Source organism: Mycobacterium sp. OTB74, from assembly GCF_029892685.1.
GTDB lineage: Bacteria > Actinomycetota > Actinomycetes > Mycobacteriales > Mycobacteriaceae > Mycobacterium.
Map to the genome: position 1 here is coordinate 43,582 of NZ_JARXVD010000008.1, position 17,619 is coordinate 61,200.

The following is a 17,619-nucleotide window of genomic DNA, read 5'->3' on the forward strand; positions in this document are numbered from 1 at the left end:
CCGTCATGGAGAGCTACTTTAGCGTAATCTTAAGAATCCTTTAACCCCGCGAACGCGGCGACGGGCCCGATCACGATGATCGCGGGAGGTCGGATGCCCTCCGAGCGGATGTCCTCCGGCGCGTCGACAAGCGTGGTCTGCAATGTCTGTTGCGCCGCCGTGGTGCCGTGCTGAACCACCAGAACCGGTGTTTCCGCAGGTCGGCCGCCTTCCAGCAGAACCTTCGCGAACTGTTCGATGCGTTCGACGGCCATCAGCAACACGATGGTGCCGTGCATTGCTGCCAGCGCATCCCAATTCACTAACGATTCGGGATGCCCGGGCGCAACATGGCCGCTGACCACCACGAACTCGTGCGTGACGGCCCGATGCGTCACCGGAACCCCGGCCAGCGCGGGCACCGCTATGGCGCTCGTCACACCTGGCACGACGGTGACGGGAATCCCGGCATCGGCGCAGGCCAGCACCTCTTCATAGCCGCGTGCGAAGACAAACGGGTCGCCGCCCTTGAGCCGCACCACGAACTTGCCCGCCTTGGCCCGGTCGATCAGCACCTGGTTGATGGCGTCCTGCGCCATGGCTCGCCCGTAGGGAATTTTGGCGGCGTCGATCACCTCGACGTGCGGTCCTAATTCGGCGAGCAACTCCTGGGGCGCCAACCGGTCGGCCACCACCACGTCGGCATGCGCCAGCAGCCGACGGCCGCGCACCGTGATCAACTCGGGGTCGCCCGGTCCGCCACCGACCAGCGCGACGCCGGTGTGTGCGTCGGCCTCGGCACTGTCGGCCACCAAGCCATGCTGGAGCGCCTCGTGGATCGCGGTACGCACGGCCGCTGAGCGCCGGTGCTCGCCGCCGGCCAGCACTCCCACTGTCAGACCGTCGTACTCGAAGGATGCCGGGGTCACCGCCGAGCCTTCACGGCCCGCGTCGGCGCGGACGCAGAAGATGCGCTGCCGGTCGGCTTCGGCAGCGATGGCCGCGTTGACCGACTCATCGTCGGTGGCAGCCAGCACGTACCAGGCGTCAGCGAGGTCTCCGCTCTGGTAGTCGCGCAGGACGAGAGTGATGCCGGTGCCGTCGGGGTTGTCGGCCAGGGCTTCCACCACGGGGGTTGCCGCACGGGCGATGACGTGGACGTCGGCGCCGCTGGCGATCAGCAGTGGCAGCCGACGCTGCGCAACACTGCCGGCCCCGACAACCACCACCTTCTTGCCGGTGAGGCGCAGGCCGACGAGGTAGGCGTTCTCAGAATTCACTTTGCTCCTCGCGTCCGCGTCCATCGTGTTGCTCGTCGCGTCCGCGTGCACTGTCTTGCTCCTCGCGTCCGCGTAACTCCGCGAGCTTAGTTGCTGCAGCCACAAACCGACTCACCGCCCGCGGGTGGGCAGCCGGGTGGGTGTGCAGATACCCGGCATGCACCCCGCCGCGGATCGCACCATCGTGCACAGTGGTCTTCCCGACGCCGCGAAACGCCCACGCGGGCGGATACTTCTCGGCGAATTCGACTGTGGTGCGATGGAATTCATGGCCGACGGTCCGCTGACCGGACGGATGCAGGCTGGAGTCTGCCACCGCGACAGCCTCGCGATAGCCCAGCGTCAGCCTTTCGGTGAACCGCGCCGAGCCGGCCAGCACACCACACATCGGCTGCCCGTCGAGGTCGTCGACCAGGTAGATCAGCCCGGCACATTCGGCGTGCACCGGTGCACCCGAGGCCGCCAGTGCGGCAATCTGTTGGCGCACAAGCTCATTGGCCGATAGCTCGGCGGCGAACTGTTCGGGGAACCCGCCCGGGATCACCAATGCGTCAGTGCCCTCGGGCAATGGCTCGGTCAACGGGTCGAAGGCGGCCACCTCGGCGCCGGCGTACTGCAGCAGTTCGGTGTGTTCGGTGTATCCGAAGCTGAAGGCCTTGCCCGCAGCCAGTGCCACAGTGACTCTCGCAGGAGCCGGTTCGACGTCCGGGTCCCATACTGCGTCAAGCTGCCCGATGCCGGCACATTGGACGACGGCTTCCACATCCACGTGCCGGGCCACCAACTCGGTCATGGCCTCGACGGCCTGCAGCGCCAGCTGTCCGTGCTCTACCGCGGTGATCAGCCCGAGGTGACGCGAAGGCACTTCGAGCTCCCCCGCCCGCGGGATGGCGCCGAGCACCGCCACACCGGCCTGTTCGCAGGCCTGTCGCAGAACCTGCTCGTGCCGGGCAGTACCGACCCGATTCAGGATCACCCCGGCGATGCGCACCGACCGGTCGAAGGTCGAAAACCCGTGCAGCAGAGCGGCAATGCTGTGACTTTGGCCGCGGGCGTCAACGACCAGGACCACCGGTGCACCGAGCAGCCCGGCGACGTGCGCTGTGGATCCCGGGGCCGGGGCCATCGCGGTGTCGGTGATGCGCCCGTCGAACAGACCCATCACGCCTTCGACGACGGTGATGTCCGCACCGGCGCTGCCGTGCCGGTACAACGGGCCGATCAGGTCCTCGCCCACCAGAACCGGATCGAGGTTGCGGCCGGGCCGCCCATTGGCCAGCGCGTGGTAACCGGGATCGATGAAGTCCGGGCCGACCTTGGCCGAGGCCACCCGGTGTCCAGCACGGCGCAGGGCACCCATCAGCCCCGTGGCCACCGTGGTCTTCCCACTTCCCGACGCGGGCGCCGCGATGACGACGGCAGGAACTACCATTCGATGCCCCGCTGACCCTTACGGCCCGCGTCCATCGGGTGCTTGACCTTGGTCATCTCGGTCACCAGGTCGGCGGCCGCGATCAATTGCGGCGGAGCGTCGCGGCCGGTGATCACCACGTGCTGGTTGCCCGGCCGTGAGCGGAGCACCTCAACCACTTCTTCTACGTCCAGCCAGCCCCACTTGAACAGGTAGGTGAACTCGTCCAGCACATAGAAGTCGTGGTGCTGCTCGGCCAGTCGACGGCAAATCTCGGCCCACCCCTCACGGCCGGCGGCGGCATGATCCTCTTCGCTGCCCTGCTTGCGGGTCCACGACCAACCCGAGCCCAGCTTCTGCCATTGCACCGGACCACCGATGCCCTGCTCATCGTGCAACCGGCCCAAAGCCCGAAAAGCGGCCTCCTCGCCCACTTTCCATTTGGCATTCTTGACGAACTGGAACACCGCGACGTCGAAGCCCTGGTTCCAGGCCCGCAGCGCCATACCGAACGCAGCCGTCGACTTGCCCTTGCCCGGACCGGTGTGCACGGCCAGGATGGGCGCGTTGCGGCGGGCCTTGGTGGTCAGCCCGTCTTCGGGAACGCTGAGTGGTTGTCCTTGCGGCATAGCAGATTCCTTACGCAGCGGTCTCGCTGGCGCGAACCAGACGGGTCAGATTGTCGGCACGCAGCTGAGCCAGTTGCACCGCGGGCGCGCCGAGTTGCCCAGCCAGCTGTCCGGCCAACCCCAGTCTTACGTAACCAGTTTCGCAATCAACAACCACGGCCGCCGCGCCTTCGGCGACCAGCATCGCCGCGGCCCTGCCGGTGCGGCCCAGCGGATCGGGGCCGCCGGTGGCCCGGCCATCGGTGAGTACCACCACCAGCGGTCGACGGGCCCGGTCCCGGGCCTTTTCTCGGACCACCAGGTCACGGGCAGCCAGAAGTCCCTGCGCCAGTGGGGTTTTCCCGCCGGTATCGAATCGGGTCAGCCGCCGACTCGCGATGTGCACCGACGAGGTCGGAGGCAACAGCACCTGGGCGTCCGCACCTCGGAAGGTGATGACGGCGACCTTGTCGCGACGCTGATAGGCATCGCGCAGCAGCGACAGCGTCGCACCGCTGACCGCCGACATCCGGTCCCGCGCCGCCATCGACCCCGATGCGTCGACCACAAAGATCACCAGATTGCCTTCCCGGCCTTCCCGGATCGCGTGCCGCACATCGTTCGGCACGACCTTGAGTTGGCCGGCCTGAGGCTGCCGGTCGGCCGCCGCCAGCAGCGTCCCGAAAACGTGCATGCCGTGCCCGGCGGCCGGATCGTCGGTGGCCGCGATCGGGGTGCCGGTGCGGTTACGGGCCCGAGAGCGCCGGCCCGGTGCGCCTTCGCCGACACCGGGCACCACCAGTGCCCTGGTTCGGAAAGTCGCCGACGGTGCCGCACTTGGCCGCGATGGAACTGACGATTTTCCCTGTGGAACAGTGGATTCAGAGTCCGATGCGGGGGTTGATTCCCGGTTTGATTCGGGGGCCCCACCACCGCCGCCCGGCGGATCGGGATCGGGGTCCTCAGATTCTTCACCGGCTTGAGCCAACGCGTCATCGAGCTGCTGCTGGTCCAGTCCGGGATCATCGAACGGATCGCGGCGACGACGGTGCGGCAACGCCAATTCGGCGGCTACTCGGATGTCCTCCTCGGTCACCATTGGAACATTCCCCGTCGCCTCGCTCGGCCCAGCCACATTCCCCGTCGCTTCGCTCGCCCCAGCCACATTCCCCGTCGCTTCGCTCGCCCCACAAGCACCCCGCCAGGCAGCGTGAGCCACCGCCGTCCGTGCCACCACCAGGTCGGCCCGCATGCCATCCACGTCGAACGCTGCGCACAGGGCCGCAATGCGCCGTAATTCCTTGTCCGGCAGCACTACTGACGCCAACAGGGCACGTGCCGCGGCGATCTGGCGGGCCAATTCGGCGCCCGCTTCGGCATAGCCGGCGGCAAATGCGACCGGGTCCGCCTCGTAGGCCATGCGGCGCCTGATCACTTCGACCCGAACGTCGACATCGCGCGAGGCGTAGACATCCACGGTCAGTCCGAAGCGGTCCAGCAGCTGTGGACGCAGCTCACCCTCCTCCGGGTTCATGGTGCCCACCAGCATGAAACGTGCTTCGTGTGAATGCGATACGCCATCGCGCTCGATGTGCACCCGGCCCATCGCGGCGGCATCGAGCAGAACGTCGACCAGATGGTCGTGCAGGAGGTTGACCTCGTCGACGTACAGCACCCCACCGTGCGCCCGGGCCAGCAGACCCGGCGAAAAGGCATGCTCGCCGTCCCGGAGCACCTTCTGCAGGTCGATCGAGCCCACCACCCGGTCCTCGGTGGCGCCGATCGGTAGCTCGACCAACCGGGCATCGGCGTCGACCTGGGCCAGGATTTCGGTAAGGCCGCGCACCGCAGTCGACTTCGCGGTGCCTTTCTCACCGCGGATCAGCACACCACCGATATCCGGCCGCACCGCACACAGCACCAGCGCCAACCGCAGCCGGTCCTGACCGACCAGGGCACTGAAGGGATAAGTCACGCGTGTCCTCCGTGCCGGACCATCGGCACATGCGGTATGCCGTCGTCGAGGAATTCCTCACCGTCCCGGACGAATCCGTGCCGGGCGTACATCTTCTCCAGGTAGGTCTGAGCGTTGATGTGGCAGGGGTAATCGCCGACCTCGGCCAGAGCGGCGCGCATCAGCCGGTCGGCGTGCCCATGCCCACGCTCAGCACGTTTCGTACACACCCGGCCGATCCGGAACAGCTTTGTACCCCCGGGATGCTCCTCCATCAGGCGCAACGTCGAAATGACTTGCCCATCAGGGTTTTCCAACCAGAAGTGCCGGGTATCGGCAAGCAGGTCGCGGCCATCCAATTCTGCGTAGGGAGCGGCTTGTTCGACGACGAACACCTCGATCCGTAATTTGAGCAACTCGTAAAGCGTTGCGGCGTCCAGATCTTTGGCCCAGCTACGCCTCGGTGCGACAGTCATGCGCGATCCGCCTTCGGCTCCTCGCTCACGGTCACGCAACCTCCCGAATCAGGCCGGCTGATCGAGCTTGAGCGCCTTGGTCCCCCAGTCCCAGACCTCGCGGTACAGGTTGGGCTCACCCGACAACTTGGTGCCCAGGGACGGCACCATCTCCTTGAGCCTCGGCAACCACGACTGGTAGCGGTCGCCGAAGCAGCGCTCCAACACCTCGATCATCGCGGGCACCGCGGTGGACGCGCCGGGCGAAGCACCGAGCAGACCGGCGATCCTGCCGTCCTGCGCGGTCAGCACGGTAGTACCGAATTCCAGCACGCCACCGATGCCGTTGCGCCGGATCACCTGCACTCGCTGGCCGGCGATGTCCAGCTCCCAGTCGGAATCGACTGCGCTGGGGGCGAATTCGCGCAGCGCATCGACACGTGCGCCCTCGGACATGGCCAGCTGCCCCAGCAGGTACTTCACCAGGCCCAGTTCGGTGACACCGACGCCGAGCATCGAGGCCAGGTTGTTCGGTTTGACCGACAACGGCAGATCGGTGATTGAGCCCTGCTTGAGGAACTTCGGCGACCACCCGGCGAACGGCCCGAACAACAGCCACGACTGTCCCTTGATGACGCGAGTGTCCAAGTGCGGCACCGACATCGGCGGGGCGCCGACCGATGCCTGCCCGTACACCTTGGCCTGGTGCCCCTTGGTTAGCGCCTGGTTGTCGGTGCGCAGGAACGCCCCGCCGACCGGGAACCCGCCGAAGCCCTTTGCCTCGGGGATACCGGCCTTCTGCAGCAGGTGCAGCGCACCGCCGCCAGCACCGAGGAACACGAATTTGGCGTTGATCTTCAGCTTCTCGCTGGTGCGCCGGTTGAGCACCTTGAGCGTCCAACTGCCATCGGACTGCTTGCTGAGGTTGGTCACCTCGTGCCCGAACAGCGTGGTCATGCCGCGCTGCGCGCTGTAGCCGATGAGCTGTTTGGACAGTGAACCGAAGTCGACGTCGGTGCCCTCCTGGGTCCAGTTCAGCGCCACCGGGTCGGAAAAGTCGCGCTCGGCAGCCATGAACGGCAGGCGACGGGCAAACTCATCCTTGTCGTCGATGTACTCCATGGTCGAGAACAGCGGGTTGGTCACCAGCGCCTCACGCCGCTGGCGGAGGTAGTCGAGATGCTCGGCGCCGTGCACGAAGCTGACATGCGGGATAGGGTTCAGGAAGCTCTTGACGTCGGCGAGGACGCCGTTCTCCACGGCGTAGGCCCAGAACTGCCGGGTTACCTGGAACTGCTCGTTGATGTTGACGGCTTTGGTGATGTCGATCGAGCCCTCGGCTTTCTGCGGCGTGTAGTTCAACTCACATAGGGCCGAGTGGCCGGTACCAGCGTTGTTCCATGGATCGCTGCTCTCAGCGGCGGCTCCGTCGAGCCGCTCGATCAGCGTGATGTTCCAGTCTGGCTCGAGCAGTTTCAGCAGCGCGCCGAGCGTCGCACTCATGATCCCCGCGCCTACCAGGACGACATCAGTCTTCTCTGTCCCAGCTTCGCTTGCCTTAGACACCTGAATCGCTTGTCCTTCGTGGTCGGGTTACCCGCCGGTACTGACGGTTGTTGGTGCTCAGGTTATCGCGATCAGGTTTTGCGGTGAACTCGCGATGACCGTGCGATCGCTCACGACGCTTCGCGGCATTAGGCTTCCTGCCGTGTCCTCACAGGGTTGGGAACCAGATGTACTGCCCGGGTACTGGCAGCAGACGCTCACATTGGGCCCGGACCCCGACGGTGAAGGCGACCTATTTGCGACGGTGGTGCGGCGCGGCGAGCCGGGCCACACCGAAAACGCGGTGCTGGCCGTGCACGGGTACACCGACTATTTCTTCCAGACCGAAGTCGCCGACCGGTTCGCTGCCCGCGGTTTCGCGTTCTACGCAATTGACCTGCACAAGTGTGGCCGGGCCCGACGGGATGATCAGACTCCGCACTTCACCACCGACCTGGCGTCCTATGACGCCGAGCTGCTCGCCGCCCTGCAGTTGATCGCTGCCGACACCGGCGGCGCGCAGGTGTGCCTCTACGGGCATTCCGCCGGCGGACTGATCACCACGTTGTTTGCCGACCGGTTGCACCGAGCCGCGGCAGACACCCACCGCCTTGGTGCGCTGATCCTCAACAGCCCGTTCTTCGACCTTCGCGGTTCGGCCGTGCTGCGCAGTGCCCCCGTGTCAGCGCTGCTCATGGGGTTGGCAAAAGTGAGCAAATTCTCTGTTGTCCGCCAACCGACCGAGGGCGGATACGGCACGAGCCTGCACCGTGACTACGGCGGCGAGTTCGACTACAACCTCGTATGGAAACCACTCGGTGGGTTCCCGGTCACCATCGGCTGGATCAATGCCATCCGGCGCGGGCAGACCGCACTGCACCGCGGACTCGATGTCGGTGTGCCCAGTTTGATCCTGCGGTCGGATCACACCGTCGCAGAGACACCCGCGCAGATGCAGTGTGGTGATGCGGTGCTCGACGTCGAGCAAATCGCCCGGTGGTCCGGTTGCGTAGGGAACCGCGGTACCGTCGTGCCAATTGTGGACGCTAAACACGACGTCTTCCTCTCGCTGCCGGCGCCGCGCGCCGCCGCATTCGCCGCGCTCGACCTCTGGCTCGACCGATATCTCGAATCTCACACGACTACAACACAATCCGGATAGGACGGCGCCACATGGAGCACTACGACCTGGCGATCATCGGAACCGGTTCTGGGAACAGCGTTCTCGATGATCGGTATGCCGATAAGAAGGTTGCCATCTGCGAGGAGGGCACCTTTGGCGGTACCTGCCTCAATGTCGGATGCATCCCCACCAAGATGTTCGTCTACGCAGCAGAAGTCGCCCAGACAATAAGGCACAGTGCCACTTACGGAATCGACTCACGCATCGACGGGGTGCGCTGGCCGGACATCGTGAACCGGGTGTTCGGCCGGATCGACCCGATCGCCGCAGGTGGCGAAGAGTATCGACGCAGCCTGCCGAACGTCACGGTGTACGCCAGCCACACCCGGTTCGGCCCCAAGCTGCCCGACGGCCGCTACACGCTGCGCACCGCGGCCGGGGACGAATTCAGCGCTGACCAGGTGGTGATCGCGGCCGGTTCGCGCAGCCGGATTCCCACGGCCATCGCCGATTCCGGTGTGCGCTATTACACCAGCGACGACATCATGCGGATACCGGAGTTGCCCGAGCACCTGGTGATCGTCGGCGGTGGTTTCATCTCGGTGGAGTTTGCGCACGTCTTCTCGTCGCTGGGCGTTCGCGTGACGATCCTGTTGCGTGGTGACCGGCTGCTGCGGCGCTGTGACCAGGAAATTTGTCACCGGTTCGGCACGGTGGTCTCCAAGAAATGGACCATCCGGACCCACGAGAACGTCAACGGTGCACACCAGGACGGCGAGCGCATCGTGCTGTCGCTCGATGACGGACAGACCCTGGACGCGGACTTGTTGCTGGTGGCCACCGGCAGGGTGCCCAACGGCGATCTGCTCGATGCCGAGTTGGCCGGGGTCGAGTTCGACGACGACGGCTATGTGGTGGTCGACGAATTCCAACGCACCACGGCGCGAGGGATTTTCGCGTTGGGCGACGTGTCGTCGCCACATCAACTCAAGCACGTCGCCAACCACGAGGCGCGCACCGTCAAGGAGAACCTGCTGCGCGACTGGGACGGTGATCTGGTAGCCAGTGATCACCGTTTCGTGCCCGCAGCGGTGTTCACCGACCCGCAGGTCGCGATGGTCGGGATGAACGAAACCGAAGCGCGCGCAGCGGGTTTCGATGTGGTGACCAAATTGCAGGCGTACGGCGACACGGCCTACGGCTGGGCCATGGAGGACACCACCGGGGTGGCCAAGCTGATCGGCGAGCGCGGCACCGGCAGGCTGCTGGGCGCGCACATCATGGGGTACCAGGCATCGTCGATCATCCAGCCGCTTATCCAGGCCATGTCGTTCGGCCAGACCGCGCAAGAGGTTGCCCGCGGCCAGTACTGGATTCATCCGGCGCTGCCGGAGGTCGTCGAGAACGCCCTGCTGGGCCTGGTCTGACCGTCTCGTCCGGGTCCGAGCGACCACGGCTCGCCACACCAGGTTCCATCGAACCGCAGTGAGATAGATCACACCACTGTCGGCCACCGCGGGCTAACAGTACAAACGGGGCGAATTTGTCAACGCATACCGCCCCCAGCAAGCCGACTCGATCGGCGCCAGCAAACGCGGTTTACCCACCTCGGCCTCGATGACGGCCCACACACTCACGCAGCAAAGTGATGCACGTCACAAACGAACCTACTGATGAGTAAATTACCGCCTGGTAACTGCGGTGATATGGCGCGAGAAATCAAAAGCATGGCTAACGATATATAGATGCTGTGAATGCGGAACCGATTGGCCAGACCGTTTGCCGAGCGCTCCGCCCAGCGAGACCACACCGGTCGTTTCGATGCCGGGACAGGCTCGGGGTATCACCTTCAGCAAATATAGAAGGCACCCCCAGGCCACCGTGAGCACTCTCTATGTAACACCAAAAGGCCGTTGACATGTACACATCGGATAACTATCTAATTACTTCGAAGTCAATTCGATGATTGGCACCATCTACAGCAAAGGAAATGACGATGCAGATCGCTGTTCGTCCACGCCTCACCGCAGGGGTTTGCATGGCGGGGGCCGGCATGATCGCCTTCACCGCGCTCGCGCCGGCATTGCCCGACGTGCATATGAAGGCGCTGCCCGCGGTGAGCTCCGCAGCGGTCCGGCTCACTGCGGATTCCAACCCGTTCCAGGCCTGGACCGACACCTACAACACTGCTGTTGCGGGTGCCACGGCCATCGCAAACGCATCCACCGGAACTCCGTTCCCGCTACTGCAGCAGATCATCGCCAATCAGGTGACCTACCTCGGTGAGATCGTGCAGAACCCCAGCAACTTCAGCACGGTGCTCAATCAGATCTCCACCAACGTCCAGGCCGCGGTTGCCGCCAGCACGCTGATCAACGCCAGCGACGACACCGTGTCGTCCGTGACCAGCAACACCCTCGACAGCCTGCACTACGCCCTGCTTACGGTGATTCCCTACTTGCTGCCGGCAGGATCCACAACCGACACGGTCACCCAGGTACTCAACTTCCTGTCCTCACCGCTCAGCGGCGTGTTGATCGGCCTGGCAGGACCGGTCCTGAGCCCCGCGGTCGCACTGGCCAACAGCGTGCAGAGCATCGTCACCGCACTCGGCCAATCCGATCTGGCGACTGCGGCGCAGGATGCATTCAACATTCCGGCCAGCATGGTCAACGGGTTCCTCAACGGCGCCACCCTCGATATCAGCGCGGTGGCAGCGCCTCTCGCCAACGCCTCCGGGTTGCTGCCGGACGGAATTACGTTGGACGGCTTGACCCTCAGCCTGGGCGGGCTGCTCACGCCCGGCAGCACCCTCAGTCGCACCGGCGTTGGCGGGTCGATCTTCAATGCCGCCGGACTCGACCTCACGCTCTTCGGCGACCCCCTTTCGGTGGCGGGCTCTGCAGTGGGACCGCTGACCGCGATCAGCACCCTGGGGCAAGTGCTCGCCAAGGCGATCGGCTGGAGTGGAACCGGTAATCCGCTGGCCAGCCTCGTCACATCACTGGCGTCGTCCACCACGCAGAACAGCACCAGCGCGGTGTCGGCCAGTGCGGCCAAAACCGCGGCGACGTCGGTAGCGGCCACCTCCATCCCGCAGGCCGCGGCAAGTCAGGTGGCCGCACAGACGACGCAGGCGGTGCAGAAGCTCACCACGTCGACCGTAGCTACGTCGACCGCGGCGACGAATCCGGCTGCCACTCAGCAGAACGCCGATCAGCCGTCAGCCACCAGCGCCGAGAGTTCCACCGCCTCAACCGAAGCGGCGTCGACCGGAACTGCAGGCGGCACCGACTCGAACGGGTCATCGACCTCGACCAAGAAGTCGGAACCCAAGGTGAGCCGGATCGGACAGAGCAGTTCGAGCTCAACGAAGCCCGACTCACCCAAGTCGACCTCGAGCGCCGTCAGCTCAGCCAAGACCGGTTCGGCCGCCAAGAGCAACAGCACCGGGAGCCACAGCGACAACAAAGGCGGCTCAGGCAAGTAGCTGCACCACTCTCCAAAATCGATGGGGCCCTTCGTAATCGAGGGGCCCCATCATCATGGTCAGCCAAACAGAAGCCAAGACGACCAAACCAGCCACGCAGTCCAAGGTCGACAAACACGGCGCACTTTAGTAGGTGACCGTGACGACGGCCGGCTTCGACCAGCCGCCGTGGCCGAACCCGTCACCAGGTGCTGCTGCGCAGCACCACCTCGTTGGCCAATTGCGCGGTGAATTCCTCGGTGGCGCGCCGCCCGATCATGTCGACCAGCCGGAAGTCGCCGTAGACGAAGCGCTGCCCGGCAGCTACCACCTGCCGCGCACCGGCTGTGGTGACCACCGCGGTGGTGTTCACCTCCACCGGCGGGCAGTGAGCATCCCCGGCGGGGCCGTCCATGGACCGGGGATGCCCGCGGTCAATGACCACCAGAGCGGTGAACCGATCGAGCCTGTTGGCGGCCAACCGCCAGGCCAGCTCGGCGCCGTCCCGGTCGCCCACCAACAGAGCCCACCGCACCTCAAGGGTATCCATAATCCCCACAACTGAATTCACGCTCAATCGGGCGTCTGCGGCGATCACCATGGTGCGCAATGACGCGGTGTGCAACAACTTGCACAGCGTGTTGTACTCGGACGGCATCTGACCGTCTGCCGCCAGCACCACCACGGCCGGCGCTCCCTCGGGGCCGGCCAGTTCGACGTGCGCGTCGAAGCCGTCGACGGTTTCGATGGTTGGCATGAGGCAACCGTAGCGAACCCCGGCGGTGCAGCGCCTATATTTACGATCGGCCCGCGTGGGTATTAGGACCGATCAACGTCGCGTCGATACCAGCTACCCGCCGCGCGCTGCGAACATCCTGTTGCCCCGGCCCGGCCCGTCAAACTGTTTGGCAGCCGTTGATGTCATCGTATTGACAAGTGAGACAACGAATCCCATGTCTCCATAGGTGCAGGGACTGCGGTACCCACCGCCACCGTCGATGAACCTTCCGGACAAATCCCCTGGCATCCTGGGCAACCGTGGCGTACCGGAACCTGCAGGGCCGATAAAGCACCCAGTCCGAGCGCTCAACCCGATCGGCGAGCGCAGTAGGCGGCCGCGCCCTATTGTTCTAAAAAAATTGGGCCGCTGTTCAGAGATTCGGACCGCGGATTCGGACCACGCGAAAGGAGAACGCCTGTGCCGGAGGGACACGAAGCACTCACCGAAGACGAACAGCTCCTGGCCAAACTCGGGTACAGCCAGGAACTGCAACGGTCCTGGTCCGGCTTCAACAATTTCGCCATCTCGTTCTCCATCATCTCGATTCTGGCCGGGTGCTTCACCTCTTTCGGACTGGGCTGGAACAACGGGGGTCCGGCAGCCATCGCCTGGGGTTGGCCCATCGTCGCGGCCTTCATCTTGATCATCGGCCTGTGTATGTCCGAGCTGGTCTCCGCCTTCCCCACCTCTGGCGGAATCTATTGGTGGGCAGCAAAACTCGGCGGCGCCAAGGCCGGGTTTTATGCCGGCTGGCTCAACCTGATCGGCCTGGTCGCCATCCAGGCATCGGTGGCGTATGGCTGCGCGACATTTCTGGACCTCACCCTGGATACCATGAGCAACGATTGGCTCAGCGGCTACAGCCTTACCCGGACCTTCGTCATCTTCCTGATCATCTTGGTCATTTCCGCGGTGATCAACATCTTCTCCAGTCATCTGCTGGCTGTCATCAACAACGTCTCGGTGTGGTGGCACGTCTTCGGCGCGGCGGCCGTGATCGCGATCCTGGTCTTCGTACCCAGCCACCACGCGAGTTTCTCCGACGTCTTCGCCAAGACCGTCAACAACAGCGGAATGTTCGGCGGCGCAACCTCAGGCCTGGGCTGGTTGTTGGTCGTACTGCCCATTTCTGTGATCCTGACCCAGTACACCATCACCGGGTACGACGCGTCGGCGCACCTGTCCGAGGAAACCAAGAGTGCCGCCAATGCCGCCGCTAACGGCATCTGGCGATCGATCTTCTACTCGGCCATCGGCGGATGGATTCTGTTGTTGGCCTTTCTGTTTGCCGTCCAGGACCCCGACAAGGTTTCCGCCGCGTCGACCCCGGTCGCAGAAATCGTCAGCCAGGCACTCAAGAACAACAACCTCGTCGTACTGGTGTTGTTCATCTCCACCGCCGGTCAGTTCTTCTGCGCCACCGCATGCCAGACCAGCGCCTCACGGATGCTCTTCGCCTTCAGCCGAGACCGTGCGGTGCCGGGACACCGGTGGTGGTCCGCTGTCAGCAAGAACAAGGTTCCGGCGCACAGCGTGACCATCACCGCGGTGGTGGCCGCGGCGCTGACCTTGCCCGCCCTGGTCAAGGTGGACGTCAACGGCACACCCACACCGGTGGCGTTCTATGCCGTCGTGTCGATCGGAGTTGTCGGGGTCTACCTGTGTTTCGCCGTGCCGATCTACTACCGCTGGCGGGCGGGCGACGAATTCGAAACGGGCAGTTGGAATCTCCATGGACACCACAAGTGGATGGCACCGGTAGCACTGGCCGAGATCGCGATCACCTCCGTCATCGCGATGTTCCCCACGTCATTGGGCGGGGTGCCGTGGGACCCCAGCTTCGAATGGAAGTTCGTCAACTACACGCCGTTGTTGGTCGGCGGTGTCCTGTTGCTGCTCTACATCTACTGGCACGCGTCGGTGAAGAACTGGTTCACCGGTCCGATCAAGCAGGTCGACGCCGTCGAGGCCGTCGGCTGAGCCCGACTGGCTGACTGGCGGGTCACTTCGACTACCCGTGCAAATCGCTGACGATCACCGGTCGCGGCGGCGCACCCGAATCGAGCAGCCCGAGTAATGCGTCGATGTCTACGTGCTCGGCCAGCAGGTCCGCCATGACGTCCAGTTGGGCGTCCCGCAGGGCCGCGACGTCAATGTCCTCGGCCACCACGAAACCGCTGCGGCCGGCGGCAGATGCGGCCGAATCCAGCCAATCGCGCCGGACGCCGTCGTTGTCCATCAGCCCGTGCCAGTGTGTACCGAAGACATTGCCCCGGCAGATACCGACGTTCAGCCAGTCCTGCTCGGCGCACCTGACAACCTGACCATGATGAATTTCATAGCCGTACAACGGTTTATCCCAATGCCGCAACGTCTTCTCGGCATCGAACGCGATGTCGGCGTCCAACAATCCCAGTCCTGCTACCCGGCCGGCTCCGGACTCCACATCGTCATTGATCACCGAACACAACATCTGGAACCCGCCACATACGCCGAGCACGGCACGCCCCGACTCAGCATGTGCCACAACCGCATCGGCAAACCCGCGCTCCCGCAACCAACCAAGATCGTCGACCGTCGCCTTGCTGCCAGGCAATACCACCACGTCGACTCCGACCAGGTCCGCCGGTGAGTCGACCCACCGCACCTGAACCCCCGGCTCGCAGGCCAGCGCCTCGACATCGGTGGAGTTCGAGATCCGCGGCAACCGCACCGCCGCGACCGTCAGACCCTCCGTCCCCCGCGGTGGCGCTGGTCGTCCCAACAGCCCGCGGGCGCCGACGGTCAACGAATCCTCGGCGTCGAGCCACATCTCGTCGCTGTACGGGATGACGCCGTAGGTCGGCCGCCCGGTGAGCTTTTCCAGTTGGTCCAGTCCCGGCGCCAGCAGCGCAGCATCGCCGCGAAACTTGTTGACCAAGAACCCCGCGATCAGCCTCTGATCGTCCGGTTCCAGCACTGCCACCGTGCCATACAGATGCGCCAGAAGCCCACCGCGGTCGATGTCGCCGACCACCACCACAGGAATCTGCGCCGCCCTGGCCAGTCCCATATTGGCCACGTCGGTGGCACGCAGGTTGATCTCAGCCGGTGAGCCCGCACCCTCGCAGATGACGACATCGAATTCGCTTCGGAGCGAAGCCAATTCGTCGGCGATTACGGATGCCAGCTGGGTCCGGCGGGTGAAGTAATCGCCGGCCGCCACGGTGCCGGCGACGACGCCGCGCACGACCAGTTGGGACGTTCGGTCACCACCGGGCTTGAGCAGGATCGGGTTGAACCGCACACTGGGCGCCAGCCCGCACGCTCGGGCCTGCATGGCCTGCGCCCGGCCGATCTCACCGCCCTCGACGGTGACCGCCGAGTTGTTGGACATGTTCTGGGCCTTGAACGGCGCCACCCGGACACCGCGACGCACCAGCAGCCGACACAGTCCGGCAACCACCATCGACTTACCGGCGTCCGATGTGGTGCCGGCGACCAGCAGCGCCCCGGCGGTCACGCCAAAGTCAGGATCTCGGCGCCATCATCGGTCACCACCAGGGTGTGCTCGAACTGCGCCGTCCACTTCTTGTCCTTGGTGGCCACGGTCCAGGTGTCGTCCCAGATCTCGTAGTCCAGTGAGCCCAGATTGATCATCGGCTCGATGGTGAAGGTCATGCCCGGCTCCAGCACGGTCTCCACCGCCGGCTGGTCGTAGTGCAGCACGATCAGCCCGTTGTGGAACGTCTCGCCGATGCCGTGGCCGGTAAAATCGCGAACCACGTTGTAGCCGAACCGGTTTGCGTAGGCCTCGATGACCCGGCCGACCGCGGACAATGCACGCCCCGGCTTGACCGCCTTGATGGCCCGCATGGTGGCCTCGTGGGTGCGCTCGACCAGCAGGCGATGCTCCTCGGACACGTCGCCGGCCAGGAAGGTGGCGTTGGTATCGCCGTGCACGCCGTCGATGTAGGCGGTGACGTCGATATTGACGATGTCGCCGTCCTCGATCACCGTCGAGTCCGGAATTCCATGGCAGATGATCTCATTCAGCGAGGTGCAGCAGGACTTCGGAAATCCCTTGTAGCCCAACGTTGATGGATACGCGCCGTGGTCGATCATGTACTCGTGCGCGATGCGATCCAGGGCATCGGTGGTGACGCCGGGCGCCACCGCCTTACCTGCTTCGGCCAGCGCCGCGGCGGCGATACGCCCAGCCACGCGCATCTTCTCGATCACCTCGGGGGTCTGCACCCAGGGCTCGCTGCCTTCCTGGACCGTCGACTTCCACGCATACTCCGGGCGAGGGATCGACTTGGGAACCGGCAGGGTCGGGGACAACTCACCGGGCTGCAGGGCGGTACGGACAGACATCGCACAAGCCTAACTGTCGGCTCGCCGACGATGCTTGACTGTCGGCTCGCCGACGATGCTTGACTGTCAGCCCACCGCGAGCGCGTCCAACGCCGCACGCACCCGCTGCGGCAGTGACCCGCCGTGCTGCAGCCAGTCGTCGAGGGCTATGCGCACCGAAGCCATGGCCAGCGCGCCGATGAGCCGCGGCCGGGGATCATCGGGGGTCAGGTCGGGCAGCCTGGGCGCCACCAGGTCCGCAATCGCGGTTTCGTACCCGACGTAGATCTGCAGCGTCCAGGCGCTGAGCGCCGGCGACGACCGGGTGAGGGTCGCCAGCTCACGCACCTGCGCCCTGATCGCGTCGAAGCCGTCACCGAGGTCGTGAAACGCCCCCACCACGGCGTCCCGTGCCGACAGCCCAGCGGGTTGGGCGGCAAGTTGTGCGGTGATGACGTCGAGCCAATGCCTGGTCATCCCGTCGGCGACCGCGTCCTCCTTGGACGCGAAATACCGGAAGAACGTCGCACGGCCAACCTCTGCCTCAGCGGCGATGCGCTCCACGGTGGTGGCGGCCAGGCCATCCGCAGCGACAAGCTGCGCGGCGGACGCGGCGATCCGGTCGCGCGTGGCCTGGCGCTTGCGGACGTTCAAGGGAACGGGTTCGGTCATTTCGGTC

Annotated in this window: 14 protein-coding genes; 4 read left to right on the plus strand and 10 right to left on the minus strand. The window is 65.1% G+C overall.

What is annotated here, in order from left to right; all coding sequences use genetic code 11:
- Positions 1-29: 29 nt before the first annotated feature.
- Genes cobA through mqo form a run of 6 tightly spaced genes read right to left on the minus strand, consistent with a single transcriptional unit; the run spans position 30 to position 7,253 of the window.
- Complete coding sequence (cobA, locus tag M2432_RS12810) at positions 30-1,259, minus strand: uroporphyrinogen-III C-methyltransferase (protein WP_280827186.1); 1,230 nt, start codon at positions 1,257-1,259, stop codon at positions 30-32.
- Positions 1,249-2,691 (minus strand): cobyrinate a,c-diamide synthase, encoded by a 1,443-nt coding sequence (locus M2432_RS12815; protein ID WP_280827187.1) that lies wholly within the window; start codon positions 2,689-2,691, stop codon positions 1,249-1,251. Before M2432_RS12815 ends, cobA begins: the two co-directional genes overlap by 11 nt.
- Positions 2,685-3,299 (minus strand): cob(I)yrinic acid a,c-diamide adenosyltransferase, encoded by a 615-nt coding sequence (gene cobO / locus M2432_RS12820; protein WP_280827188.1) that lies wholly within the window; start codon positions 3,297-3,299, stop codon positions 2,685-2,687. Before cobO ends, M2432_RS12815 begins: the two co-directional genes overlap by 7 nt.
- A 10-nt stretch (positions 3,300-3,309) precedes the next feature.
- A complete protein-coding gene (locus M2432_RS12825) occupies positions 3,310-5,253 on the minus strand; it encodes a magnesium chelatase subunit D family protein (protein ID WP_280827189.1) in 1,944 nt (647 codons plus the stop codon).
- A complete protein-coding gene (locus tag M2432_RS12830; RefSeq protein ID WP_280827190.1) occupies positions 5,250-5,708 on the minus strand; it encodes a GNAT family N-acetyltransferase in 459 nt (152 codons plus the stop codon). The genes M2432_RS12825 and M2432_RS12830 overlap by 4 nt, the downstream gene beginning before the upstream one ends.
- A 48-nt stretch (positions 5,709-5,756) precedes the next feature.
- Positions 5,757-7,253, minus strand: a complete 1,497-nt coding sequence (gene mqo / locus M2432_RS12835; RefSeq protein ID WP_280827191.1) for a malate dehydrogenase (quinone) — start codon at positions 7,251-7,253, stop codon at positions 5,757-5,759.
- Between the two features lie 142 nt (positions 7,254-7,395).
- On the opposite strand from mqo, the gene M2432_RS12840 reads away from it, so the two are divergent.
- From M2432_RS12840 to gjpA, 3 genes are all read left to right on the plus strand, one after another.
- Complete coding sequence (locus M2432_RS12840) at positions 7,396-8,394, plus strand: alpha/beta hydrolase (RefSeq protein ID WP_280827192.1); 999 nt, start codon at positions 7,396-7,398, stop codon at positions 8,392-8,394.
- Positions 8,395-8,405: 11 nt separating this feature from the next.
- The gene (gene mtr / locus M2432_RS12845) at positions 8,406-9,782 is read left to right on the plus strand and encodes a mycothione reductase (protein ID WP_280827193.1); all 1,377 of its coding nucleotides are present in this window, start codon (positions 8,406-8,408) and stop codon (positions 9,780-9,782) included.
- Positions 9,783-10,351: 569 nt separating this feature from the next.
- Positions 10,352-11,845, plus strand: coding sequence for an outer membrane porin GjpA (gene gjpA, locus M2432_RS12850; protein WP_280827194.1), 1,494 nt, complete (start codon positions 10,352-10,354; stop codon positions 11,843-11,845).
- Positions 11,846-12,026: 181 nt separating this feature from the next.
- Here the strand turns inward: gjpA and M2432_RS12855 are convergent, their stop codons facing one another.
- Positions 12,027-12,581: an alpha/beta hydrolase gene (locus M2432_RS12855; RefSeq protein ID WP_280827195.1), complete on the minus strand. Its 555-nt coding sequence runs from the start codon at positions 12,579-12,581 to the stop codon at positions 12,027-12,029.
- Between the two features lie 441 nt (positions 12,582-13,022).
- Here M2432_RS12855 and M2432_RS12860 point away from each other — a divergent pair, with 441 nt between their 5' ends.
- The gene (locus M2432_RS12860) at positions 13,023-14,585 is read left to right on the plus strand and encodes an amino acid permease (protein WP_280827196.1); all 1,563 of its coding nucleotides are present in this window, start codon (positions 13,023-13,025) and stop codon (positions 14,583-14,585) included.
- 31 nt (positions 14,586-14,616) lie between these two features.
- Here the strand turns inward: M2432_RS12860 and M2432_RS12865 are convergent, their stop codons facing one another.
- From M2432_RS12865 to M2432_RS12875, 3 genes are all read right to left on the minus strand, one after another.
- Complete coding sequence (locus tag M2432_RS12865) at positions 14,617-16,107, minus strand: cobyric acid synthase (RefSeq protein WP_280827197.1); 1,491 nt, start codon at positions 16,105-16,107, stop codon at positions 14,617-14,619.
- Complete coding sequence (gene map, locus M2432_RS12870) at positions 16,104-16,961, minus strand: type I methionyl aminopeptidase (RefSeq protein WP_280827198.1); 858 nt, start codon at positions 16,959-16,961, stop codon at positions 16,104-16,106. Before map ends, M2432_RS12865 begins: the two co-directional genes overlap by 4 nt.
- Before the next feature lie 66 nt (positions 16,962-17,027).
- Complete coding sequence (locus tag M2432_RS12875) at positions 17,028-17,612, minus strand: TetR family transcriptional regulator (protein ID WP_280827199.1); 585 nt, start codon at positions 17,610-17,612, stop codon at positions 17,028-17,030.
- Positions 17,613-17,619 lie beyond the last annotated feature (7 nt).